This is a genomic window from Ruegeria sp. BC6, from assembly GCF_056539185.1.
Map to the genome: position 1 here is coordinate 11,807 of NZ_JBQFUM010000001.1, position 11,464 is coordinate 23,270.

An 11,464-nucleotide genomic window follows, 5' to 3' on the forward strand; every position below is an offset into this window, starting at 1 on the left:
CCATGCCAAAAGATGACTTGCAAGTAATGCGCGACTTGATGGGCTCGCAATGTGAAGGGTTCGCCTTGCCTCGTCATTTCTACACGTCTCAAGCCGTATACGAGAACGATATCAGTGCGTTCTGGAACCGAAACTGGATCTGGGTCGGCCATGTTAGCCAAGTCCCTGAACCGGGTGATTATTTCCTGTTCGACTATGGACCCGAGTCCATCATTATCGTTCGGGATCGTGAGGGCGAAGTGCGCGGGCATCTGAACGTATGCCGCCATCGTGGATCGCGGGTTTGCATCGAACGGAAAGGCAAAGCCCGCAACTTCATATGTCCGTATCACGCGTGGACTTTCGACTTGAACGGAAAACTGCGGAACGGTCGATCAATGGGATCGGATTTTAATCCGAGCCAGTATGGGCTGTTCCCGGTTCAGGTGAAGATTTACCAAGGTCTGATATTCGTCTGTGCAGCCGCGAATGCACCACCTCTGGATGCCGCGTTGGAGCGACTCGCCCCACTTTCAAAGCCGTTTGACTTTGAAAATCTGAAGGTCGCTCATGAAGCCTCGTATCCGGTTCCCGCGAACTGGAAACTGGCCTTGGAAAACTATCTGGAGTGCTATCACTGCGCCCCGTCTCATCAGGACTATTCGCGCAGTCACTCGTTGAAAGATCCTGCTCAAGTTCTTGAGTTCAGCGGCGCTCTTCGCGAGCGGATGGACGAAGTCGGAGTTCCCTTGGAGGAATTGGACCTCACCGGAGAAAACGCGCTCGCGCCGGGTGCAGATGTATATTGGCGGCGCTACCCGCTGTTTCCCGGGTATTTGACGGGCAGCAAGGATGGTACGCCTTTGGCTCCCCCTCTGGGAAAGCTAAAGGGTCACGACGGCGGTGCCACCGATCTGGGGATCGGGACTTTGAACTACTTCCTCGTTTATGCAGATCACATGGTTGGCTACCGGTTCGTTCCGCGCGCCCTGCAGGAAACGGATATTCAGATCGTCTGGTATGTGCGCGGCGATGCTCGAGAGGGTCGTGACTACGATAAGGACGCGTTGACATGGCTCTGGCATGTCACGTCGCTCGATGATGAGCGGATCATCCGTCACAATCAGGAAGGCGTGAACTCCCACCATTTCGTGCCGGGACCGCTGTCCGAGATGGAGTGGAGCATTCCTGGCTTCTATCGCAACTACTTCAGCATGATCTGATACGCTCAGATTTCGGAGAAACACCATGACAGAGTTAACGAAGCGCAGATCAAGACGGCGCGGTGGCGGGCGTGAGGCGCGCGCGGCCGTGCGATCCAGCAACGTCGCTTCGCAGGCAATCTGGCCGGGCATTACCGGAGGAAGATACAAGCCCCTCTCGGACGCTGACATGGCGCGTATTCATGAAGCCGCCCTGAGTATTCTGGAGCGTACGGGTGTAGGTGATCCAACGCAGGAAGTTCTTGATCTAGTGCTGCCCAAAGGGGCGACGGTGAACGAGCACGGCAGGCTTTGCTTTCCTCGGGCCTTGATGGAAGACCTGTTGGCCAAGGCCGCCAGCGAATTCTATGTCCATGCACGCGGATCTCGGGCCGGAAAGGACGACATGCACTGCACCAAGGACAAGGTTTATTACGCAAATTCCGGTACGGCGGTGACAACGTTTGACGCGGAAACGCGCAGTTACCGACCATCGACGCTCAAGGATATCTACGATTTCACCCGTCTTGTAGACCGGCTCGACAACATTCACATGACCGGTGATACGGTTCTGGCAACGGATGTACCGCAGGACTACGAGCATGACATGAGCATGCTATACGCCATTCTGGCTGGAAGCGAGAAACCGTCCTGCCTGACATTCCGCACGCGCGAACACATAAAAGACGCCATTCATATGTTCGATCTGGCATCGGGCGGGGAGGGAAAGTTCCTTGAAAAGCCCTCAGTGATTTTTGGAGGCTGTCCCATCGTCTCACCGCTTCGGTTCGGGCGGGAAAACCTGGAAATCCTGATTGATACTGCGAAAATGGGCCTTGTCTGCGACCTTGCCGTTCCGCCACAAGCCGGAGCCACGTCACCAGCGCCATTGGCCGGCACGCTGGCGCAGGCGGTAGCCGAGACCCTTTCATGCGTGGCCGTGGCCAACCTGATCAATCCAGGAACGCCTGTCGTCTTTGCGGCATGGCCGTTCATTACTGATCTGCGCACTGGATCGTTTACCGGCGGAAGTGGCGAGCAGGCTTTGATTTCAGCCGCTGCTATTCAGATGGGCAACTTCTACAACCTACCAACCAGCGTCGGATGTGGAATGACGGATTCCAAAATCCCCGATGCGCAATATGGGCTGGAAAAAGCGCTTACATTCGCACTGGCGGCCCATGCGGGAGCAAACCGGTTGTGCGAGTTTGGCGGGATGCTCGGCAGCCTGATGGGCTGCAGCTTTGAATCGATGGTCATCGACAACGAGGCGGCGGGTATGATCTCTCGAACACTGCGCGGGATCGAGGTGAGTGACGATACGCTTTCGGTCAACGTCATCCACGAATGCGCAATAGATCCCGGTCATTTCCTTGGTAATGCGCAGACCTTGCAATACATGGAGACCGAGTATGTCTATCCAACCTTGATGGATCGGGAGCTTACCGACACTTGGGAGAAGGCAGGCCGTCAGGATATGTTCGAGCGGAGTAGGTCGGTTGTGAACGATATCCTATCCAATCACTACCCGAACTACTTTGGCAGAAAGGCTGATGAAGAGGTTCGATCCAGGTTTCCGATCAAGTTGCCGCCTGAAGTAATGCAGGCTGGGTGAGCGTAGCAGGTCGCGGTAGGGGGCCGCCATTTGCAAGGTTGCGAGGCCACCCCGAAGCCATTCCTAAGTTCTCAACGCATTCTGGCGCGTCAGGTCCTCGGTCGCCAGCCGGATGCCCTTTTCAAGGATGTCGAACATCTGGTTCAACTCGTCTTCCGAAATGATCAACGGCGGAGAAAACACACACATATTGATGATTGGCCGCAGGATCAGTCCGTTCTCCTGACAATGATGATCGATCAATGCGCCAACTGATTTATCAAGATCCAGCAAGTTATCGGCTTTGGCGTCCGCAACACACTCAACGCATCCAACCAGCCCCATACCGCGGGCATCACCGACGAGCGGCAATTCAGCTAGGGCCTGAAGGCGTTCTGCAAACAGCGGCGTGATCGCGCGGACATGCTCAAGAACGCCGTCACGCTCCATGATTTCGATCGTCTTCAAACCGGCCGCTGCGCTTACTGGGTGGCCCGAATAGGTGAAGCCATTAGAAAAGGTAGCGTCCTGGGCGTGTTCGCCGCTTATTTCTGCTATCAGCCGATCAGAAATGATGCAGGCCCCCATCGGCACATACCCTGAAGTCATTCCCTTCGCGCAGGTGATGATATCCGGCTGAATACCGAAGACGGCTTCGGACGCAAACCAATGCCCAAGCCGTCCGAACCCAGTCACAACCTCGTCCGAGATATACAGGACATCGTACTTTCGGCAGATTTCCAGACAGCGCAGATGATATCCCGGTGGAGGTACGATGACACCTCCAGAGCACAAGATCGGTTCAGCGATGAAAGCTGCGACCTTGTCTGCTCCGGTCTGCAGGATCATGTTTTCCAGATCCGCTATTTTTTCGTCCAGAAAGTCGTCGACTGTCTGCTCGGGGCGACGCGTATAAGGATTCACATTCGGCAGGAAGCGCGTCAGGTGACTTGCCTGGTCCAGCCAACCTTTGTCTCGCTCTTTTCCGGACACTGAGGCCGCCAGGTAGGTCGATCCGTGATAGGCTTTCTGCCGCGATATCACGATCTTCTTTTCAGGCTTGCCCAGAAGGTTGTTGCGAAACTGCACAAACCGAAGAGCGGAATCCACGGCGGTTGAGCCACCTGTCGTGAAGAACACATGGTTCAGGTCGCCCGGCGTCCTCTTGGCGATCTCATGCGCCAACCGGGCGGGGGCTGAGTTGGCATTGTTGAAGGGCGAAAAATACGCCATCTCTTTCGCCTGCTGGGCCATGGCATCGGCAATTTCAGTGTTTCCATAGCCCAATTGCATACACCACATGCCGGCAGGCCCGTCTATCAGGCGCTTTCCGTCCTCAGTGAAGACGTGAACGCCCAGACCGCTTTCTGCAAAGGTGCGTTCGTTTTGGCCCAGGCATGACATACCTTCCCACGGGTGCAGGAAATGTTCGTTGTCCCACTCGCGAATGGACCGAAAGTCAGAGTTGGAAAGGGTCATGCAGCGTCTCGATGAAATGGAAATCACAAAATGAACAAACATTTATTCAATGTCAATTCTTGAACTTTCGCTCTACTAAATGCGAGAAGACAAAGGGCGACCACCCAGCGGAGGACAAACAAGATTACTCTCGAGCCTGATATCCCAACCAATGCCCGTGATCTGGGTAAGCTGCAGAACCGAAAGCAGTTGATCCAAGCGGCTGCAGAGGCCATCTATAAGTACGGAATTCGCGGCACAACCTCGGCGAGAATCCAAGAGTTGTCGGGACTGTCGCAAGGGATGGTAAACCTACACTTTGGCTCCAAAGAAAAGCTTCTGCTTGCGGTGGCTGAGGAATTGTCAGTCCGCTACGCGGAGCAGTGGAAGGTCATCGCAGCCAATCCCGAGTTGGACCCGGCAGACAAGTTAATCTCTTTCATTAAGGCAGACTTCGATCCCTTGGTCCTAAATGCACGGGACGTCGCAATTTGGTTTTCCTTCCGGGCCGAAGCGCTCTCGAACCTGAAGGTATTTCCTTTCATCGACTCGCGAGACAAAGGTTTCAGGGCGGCGATACTGGAGCTGTTGGAGCAAATAAAGGTTGAAGGCCAGTACGATGACGTAGACGCCAATCTTGCAACAGACGCATTGGTTGCTTTGCTGGAAGGGCTCTGGACCGACTACCACTTGCACTCAGAGATCTTCAAACCTTCGGAGGCTTTGAGGATCTGCCTGTTTGTACTGCAATCGATGTTTCCAAAACACTTTAGCAACCAAAAGATCTAAGGATGAAGGTGGCTTTGGAAAATAGGAACCTACCAAGGTCAATCCCTAATCCGTCCGTGTCTCGTGAATGAATCGCCGCAAGTCATTAGTCATTGGTTGGGCCCATAAGCCGCACATGAGCAATGCAAAACACCAAATAGCAGCGCGCCGATGATCAGCGAACTAGCCGAAGCTTCCAACCCGCGGCCGCGCGCGATCAGCAAGATTCCAATAACAAAGTCAGTAGAAAACCCCAGATGATAGTATGAGCTGCGCCGGCATCTTCAATCCCACCGGACATGACCGTTTGCGCAACAAGGACATCAGCGTCGGCATATGTAGCAAGAAGTCTCATGGTTGGGGGCAGGACCGCCAAACTGGCACCAACCGCATTGGCTGCTCCTAACGGTGTCGGACGTTCTTCAGAACTGCCGCTATGACCGGGTCACGGACAGAGTCATCTAGGATTCTTCAAACAGATCGGTCATCCGTAGGATTACACTACACGGCCGTGGAGAGTGGGAAGGAGTACTATTCTTCTCTTCCAATAGTGTAGTGACGCAATTCAAGCTCTCCTTGCATGCTGAGAAGGCCGTTACGGCTCACAGGTGTCCAGAAACCCTCCGGTTGAGCCTTTCTGTGTGTCCGACGGTATCGTTCCTAAGACTACGCTGCTGGATGCTCGGGTGCGTCACCCAAAGCCAGTAGTAAAAGGATGGCCAAAAGCGGTGATCCAACCAGACCGATCAGGAACCAGATCAAACCGGATCGGTTGCGCCGCCCCGCCATCGTGATCGGCAGGATATAAAGCCAGATCACGCCAACTAGAAAAGCTAGCATAAATATCAGTTGGATAACTGGTGCGTCCATCAAATTTCGCCTTTCATATCTTGACGCCATGTATAACACGGCTGATCCGGTTTGACAGACGAAGGCCCGAATGTGCTCTTGGGCAAAAAAAACTCCCGACATTGGTCCCGGGCGTCCTGGCACTCTCCCGGTGGCTTACTTGGCGATTAAAAGGTGTAGTCCCAATGGTTAGAGCGTTCCGGAGCGCTCAGTGGCAAGGTCGGGAATGCGGACAAACTTTCTGTGCGTTGAGGGAACCCTCTAAGTCTAGCCAATATCGGCAGATTGGCCATATATCAGTAGTTTTCTACCAAGACGTTTTTCTGTTGGTCACTTGACTAAAGAAAAGACCGCTTTCCGATCTGAACTGCCAATCTCGCTCAAAGCTTCACCCGCAGCACTGCTGGGCTGGGTGATAGCTAGAATAGTGTGCGGCGTGACAACGGACTCCTTGACTTTCCCACTCTACTCAAAATCCTTGCAGTCAATGAGGGGGAGAGGTTGTGCAAGCTGAGGGATTTGTCAAAGGGCGGCCGATTGACCTGGCAGTATTGGACTACGGGCTGTTCAAGGTTCATTCCACGGGTCGCATCATTGGGATCTGCGGCTTTCTGATCCGGACGGATCTGGGAGAAGCCATACTCATCGACACCGGGTTTCCCGAAAAATATGCGAGCGATACCGAAGCCGCGGTAAAAGAAGATCTTTTGTATGAGTTTGGCGAAGTCCTGAAATGTGAACCGGAAAACCTGCCACGCGCGCAACTGGCAAAGCTCGGTCTCATTCCATCAGACATTACGTTGCAGATTTGTACCCACACTCATATCGACCATATCGGGGCATTGGGCGACTTTCCTGGCATTCCGATACTAATATCTTCCGTCGAGCGGGCTCTGCCTCGTCCATTGTATTGGGGCGATGTGCAGCCTTTGGAGTGGCCCGATCGAGATTACCTCTTGGTTGATGGCGACGGAGAGGTTGGACCAGGTATCCTGGTATTGGCGGCACCTGGTCATGCACCAGGCCAGATCGCCCTGATGGTCGATCTTCCCTCGGGTCCGGTTTTGCTCACCAGTGACGCGATATCCCGACCGTCAGAAATCGATGAGAAATTTGCAGGGTCATGGGATGAAGATGCTGCGATTGCCAGCGCAGACAGGTTGATGCGCCTAGCATCCGAGCGAAACGCCTTTGTGATCTATGGGCATTGTCCAAATCAATGGCCAGTTCTGAAGAAAGCACCAGGGGTCTACCGTTGACCCCAACCGGTGGTCCACCTTTCCCGAAATCGATTGATCTTCCTGAAAACTACCTGACGTCCCGCCCTTGATTCAGAATGATTACATTTCCGCTGGAAACGTCACCGGCCGGTGAAATGAGAAAACTGACCCAAGAGGCGACTTGCTCGGGCTGCATCGCATGACCATGCGGCATGGCGCCAACGGCTTTCTTTAAGACTTCCTCAGACAAGACATTGAACAAGGGCGTCTCGGTCATGGCTGGCGCCAGCGAGTTCACACAGATTTTTTCCTTTGCGTATCGACGGGCTAGGTCTTTCGTAAGGGTATCCATCGCCGCCTTTGATGCCCGGTAGTGCGGAGGGTCAAATACATCGAAATTGTAAGCTCCGTTTGATGAGATATTCACAATTTTTTTGACGCCCTCGCGTTCCAACATCAATCGGACAGCCTGCTGACAACAATGGAACGCAGAGTTGAAATTGATTGCCATCTGCCTTTCCAGTTCCTCGGGCGGTATATGCGGGAAGTCGGACATGAAGCAGGTGCCAGCGTTGTTTACCAAAGCATCGAGGCCGCCATAAGCTGACTTTATGCCATCAAACGTCTGCGCGATTGCAACTGGATCCGTCAAGTCAACGCAGAATTGTGTGAAATTTGAACCTAACTCTGCCGCCAGTTCATCCAAGCCCTCCTCGTTGAGGTCCAGTCCAAGGACGTGGAACTCACATGTCCGCAATTGGCGGCAGATAGCCTGTCCCATCCCTCCCGCGGCACCAGTCACAACGGCTGTTTTCATAGTAACTCCTCGAACCCTGGCGAAACAGTGGATATCTTGAACTACAGAAGGAAACCCGCAACGCAGGTTTCTGCAAGTATGGATAGTCAATCTCTAAAAAAATTCGGTGAGCGTCTGGTTTGGGCTCGGAGTTAGACCTTGCGATGTCATTCCACCGCGCTTTGGCGCCGGATGTGCCTTTCGACGTTGCAACTGAAGCAAACGGCAGCATGGTCCGCAAAGCAGACGTTCAAACAAGTTGCAGCGAATGACCGGTTTGAGCCCATACCTACCCGGTGTGCTCCCCGCAGCGAATGTCAGCTTGTCCGGGCTGCTCCATGCTCGTGCGCGGCGTCCTCGCGCCGTTCCTCAAGTGCCTGTCGGACAATTTGGTACGAAGATGACAAGAATAGGCTCGCCATGATCGCAGCGACAATGAGGTCAGGCCAGCCCGTTGCGGTGCCCCAGACACCCAAAGCGGCAATCATCACGGCCACATTGCCGATGGCGTCGTTCCGCGAGCATAGCCAAACCGACCGCACGTTGGCGTCTCCATCCTTGTAGCTGACAAGCAAGAGTACGCTCGCAAGGTTTGTTGCGAGAGCCAGCGCACCGATGATCCCCATGATTTCGGCCTCTGGAACACCCACGTAGAACACCCGATAGACGGTCGAACCAAACACCCACGCGCCCATCAGGAAGAGGCTGATCCCCTTCGCCAAGGCTGCGTTCGTTCGAGCGCGAACAGAAGCACCGATCACGGCGAGGGAAATACCATAGGTGAGCGCGTCCCCAAGGAAGTCTAACGCGTCTGCTTGAAGTGCCTGAGACTTTGCATAGTGTCCGGCGGTCATCTCGACCACGAACATTGTCGCATTCAGCGCGATGACGATCCATAACCGGCGTTTGTATTCGTTCGACATCCCGTCAAACTTCACGTCGCTACCGCAGCATCCTGCCATTTTTGAAACCTCTTCAGAATCGCCTCGGTTCTAATGTAGTCTCTCTAGTGACTAGAGGTTCAAGAGGGTTTTCGCATGTTCTCAATTGGAGAGCTTTCGAAGCGGACGAAGGTCAAAGTGCCTACCATCCGCTACTATGAAGAAATGGGTCTCCTGGCTCCACCGGAACGTACAGCAGGCAACCAGAGGCGTTACACAAACGATGGTCTGGAACGCCTGAGCTTCATCCGTCATGCGCGTGATCTTGGCTTCTCCATCGACGCGATCTCATCTCTGATCGAGTTGCAAAACCATCCAGACCGATCATGCGAAGCCGCCACCGAGATCGCCGAAGGTCAGTTGTCCGAAGTGCGAGCCAAGATCAAACGACTCAAAGCGCTTGAGAACGAACTGAAGCGTATTGCTCAAGGATGTGATGGTCGCGGCGTGGCAGAGGACTGTTATGTCTTGGCCTCGCTCGCAGACCATGACCTATGTGGCCGGGATCACTGACCCTCGAAAGCTGACATCTATTCGGTAACTCCGAACGGCAGCTTTGTCCGCACAGCAGACGTACGTCGCAAGTCTTTTCAATGTCTACCGTGCGGACCTAATATTTCGGTGGTGTGATCTGCTCAAACGACCGCTTTGTGCGCATTGCAAATGAGCGAAAGCACCTCGGGATGATTGGAAATCTGGCGGCGGGTCCAAAACAGCGTGGCAATCGCTTTAAGAAGCGGATAATTATCCAGTGTGTGAGCAACGCAGTTCCCGTCAACGCTATCTGGATTTACTTACCGGACTATGAAGCTTGATTATTGCGGTTTGTGTTCGTCTCGTCTGAGAAATAGACACTTGATGCGGTGTTCTTTGGGAGAGTGGCTGTCCTCCTGAAGACCCCTGTCGCTTGTGTTTGGCAAATCAATACCAGGTTGAACGATTGACATGCATTCGCAGTTGGTATGCTATCCGCAACCATAACGTTAACAGAAATTTGCGACACGGTATCGTGAATTCAATGCGGTTAAACGGCTGCAACATGGGAGAAAATAATGAAAAATCCAATACTCGTACTGACGCTTTTGATGACGACGACGTCTTTGGCCAGTGCCGAAACTCTGCGTTGGGCGCGCTCGGGGGATGCGCTGACGCTCGACCCGCATTCGCAGAACGAAGGGCCGACGCATACCGTGCGCCACCAGATGTATGAACCTCTGATCATTCGCGATACGAGCGGTGCGTTTGAGCCTGCGCTGGCGACCGATTGGGCCCCCAGCGAGGGTGATCCGAATGTCTGGGTATTCAACCTGCGTCAGGGCGTGAAATTCCATGACGGCGCCGATTTCACAGCAGAAGACGTGGTGTTCAGCATCAACCGGGCGAAGCAGCCGAACTCGGACATGAAAGAACTGATCAATTCGATTGTCGAGGTACGCGCTGTCGACGACCACACGATCGAGATCGAGACGGACGGTCCGAACCCCATTCTGCCTGCGAACCTCACCGACCTGTTCATCATGGACAAGGGCTGGACCGAGGCGAATAACGCGGTCAACGTTCAGGACTTTGAAGGCGGCGAGATCACCTTTGCGACCGTCAATGTGAATGGAACCGGCCCCTACAAACTGGTCAGCCGCGAACCGGACGTCAAAACGGTGATGGAGCGGAACGAGGATTATTGGGGGCGCGATCAGTTCCCGATGGCGATCAGCGAAATCATCTATACCCCGATCCAGAATGACGCGACCCGCGTTGCGGCGATGCTGTCGGGCGAGGTGAACTTCCTTCAGGATATGCCGGTGCAGGACCTGGACCGGGTGAATGCCGTCGACGGTTTGGTCGTCAAACAAGCGCCGCAAAACCGGGTGATCTTCTTTGGCATGAACCAGGGCGCGGATGACATCGAGGCGGATAACATCGATGGCAAGAACCCCCTTGCCGACGTCCGCGTTCGTCGGGCCATGTCCAAAGCGATCAATCGAGATGCCATCCAACAGGTGGTCATGCGCGGTCAGTCGCAACCTGCCGGGATGATCGCCCCGCCGTTCGTGAACGGCTGGACTGCCGAGATGGACAGTGAAAGCAGCACGGATGTTGAAGGTGCAAAGGCGCTTTTGGCCGAAGCGGGTTATCCGGACGGATTCTCGATCCGGCTGGATTGTCCCAACGACCGGTACATCAATGACGAAGGTATCTGTCAGGCCGCTGTCGGGATGCTGGGTCAGATTGGCATCACTGTAAATCTGGATGCCAAACCGAAAGCACAACATTTCCCGCTGATCACGGACGGAAAGACCGATTTCTACATGCTGGGTTGGGGCGTTCCGACGTATGACTCGGAATACATCTTCAACTTCCTGGTCCATGGTCGTGAAAGCGACATCGGGACGTGGAACGGCACCGGGTATGACAATGATGAGTTGGATGCCAAGATCAAGTCGCTGGCCTCGAACACGGATCTCGTCGCGCGAGATCAAGCGATCGCCGAGATCTGGCGCGTGGTGCAGGATGAACAGCTGTATATTCCGATCCACCATCAAGTGTTGAACTGGGGTATGGCTGAAAACCTGGACATCAACGTTGATCCCGAAGATCAGCCTATGGTCAAGCATTTTGGCCTGAAGTAAGAAACGTGGCCGGGCCTCGGGATGCGAGGC

10 protein-coding genes are annotated in these 11,464 nt (G+C 54.2%); 6 read left to right on the forward strand and 4 right to left on the reverse strand.

The window, feature by feature from the left end; translation table 11 throughout:
- Window positions 1-2: 2 nt before the first annotated feature.
- Together ACR0MM_RS00060 and ACR0MM_RS00065 are read left to right on the forward strand one after the other, a co-directional pair.
- Entirely contained in the window at window positions 3-1,202 is a 1,200-nt protein-coding gene (locus ACR0MM_RS00060) for an aromatic ring-hydroxylating oxygenase subunit alpha (RefSeq protein WP_480693714.1), read from the forward strand.
- Window positions 1,203-1,227: 25 nt separating this feature from the next.
- A complete protein-coding gene (locus tag ACR0MM_RS00065) occupies window positions 1,228-2,796 on the forward strand; it encodes a trimethylamine methyltransferase family protein (RefSeq protein WP_480693716.1) in 1,569 nt (522 codons plus the stop codon).
- 63 nt (window positions 2,797-2,859) lie between these two features.
- Here ACR0MM_RS00065 and ACR0MM_RS00070 read toward each other — a convergent pair whose 3' ends face one another.
- Window positions 2,860-4,254: an aminotransferase gene (locus ACR0MM_RS00070; RefSeq protein WP_170371560.1), complete on the reverse strand. Its 1,395-nt coding sequence runs from the start codon at window positions 4,252-4,254 to the stop codon at window positions 2,860-2,862.
- A gap of 189 nt (window positions 4,255-4,443) precedes the next feature.
- On the opposite strand from ACR0MM_RS00070, the gene ACR0MM_RS00075 reads away from it, so the two are divergent.
- Window positions 4,444-5,022 carry a TetR/AcrR family transcriptional regulator gene (locus ACR0MM_RS00075; protein WP_480693718.1) on the forward strand — a complete coding sequence of 193 codons (579 nt, stop codon included), beginning with the start codon at window positions 4,444-4,446 and terminating at the stop codon, window positions 5,020-5,022.
- Window positions 5,023-5,667: 645 nt separating this feature from the next.
- On the opposite strand, the gene ACR0MM_RS00080 is transcribed toward ACR0MM_RS00075, so the two are convergent.
- Window positions 5,668-5,841: a hypothetical protein gene (locus ACR0MM_RS00080; RefSeq protein ID WP_480693720.1), complete on the reverse strand. Its 174-nt coding sequence runs from the start codon at window positions 5,839-5,841 to the stop codon at window positions 5,668-5,670.
- A gap of 512 nt (window positions 5,842-6,353) precedes the next feature.
- Here ACR0MM_RS00080 and ACR0MM_RS00085 point away from each other — a divergent pair.
- Window positions 6,354-7,109, forward strand: a complete 756-nt coding sequence (locus tag ACR0MM_RS00085) for an N-acyl homoserine lactonase family protein (protein WP_480693722.1) — start codon at window positions 6,354-6,356, stop codon at window positions 7,107-7,109.
- A gap of 49 nt (window positions 7,110-7,158) precedes the next feature.
- On the opposite strand, the gene ACR0MM_RS00090 is transcribed toward ACR0MM_RS00085, so the two are convergent.
- Complete coding sequence (locus ACR0MM_RS00090; RefSeq protein ID WP_480693724.1) at window positions 7,159-7,887, reverse strand: SDR family NAD(P)-dependent oxidoreductase; 729 nt, start codon at window positions 7,885-7,887, stop codon at window positions 7,159-7,161.
- A gap of 296 nt (window positions 7,888-8,183) precedes the next feature.
- Entirely contained in the window at window positions 8,184-8,828 is a 645-nt protein-coding gene (locus ACR0MM_RS00095) for a cation efflux transmembrane domain-containing protein (RefSeq protein ID WP_170363787.1), read from the reverse strand.
- Between the two features lie 75 nt (window positions 8,829-8,903).
- Between ACR0MM_RS00095 and ACR0MM_RS00100 the strand changes: the two genes are divergently transcribed.
- Together ACR0MM_RS00100 and ACR0MM_RS00105 are read left to right on the forward strand one after the other, a co-directional pair.
- Entirely contained in the window at window positions 8,904-9,320 is a 417-nt protein-coding gene (locus tag ACR0MM_RS00100) for a MerR family transcriptional regulator (protein WP_170363786.1), read from the forward strand.
- Window positions 9,321-9,859: 539 nt separating this feature from the next.
- Window positions 9,860-11,434 (forward strand): ABC transporter substrate-binding protein, encoded by a 1,575-nt coding sequence (locus tag ACR0MM_RS00105; protein ID WP_480693726.1) that lies wholly within the window; start codon window positions 9,860-9,862, stop codon window positions 11,432-11,434.
- Window positions 11,435-11,464: the final 30 nt, after the last annotated feature.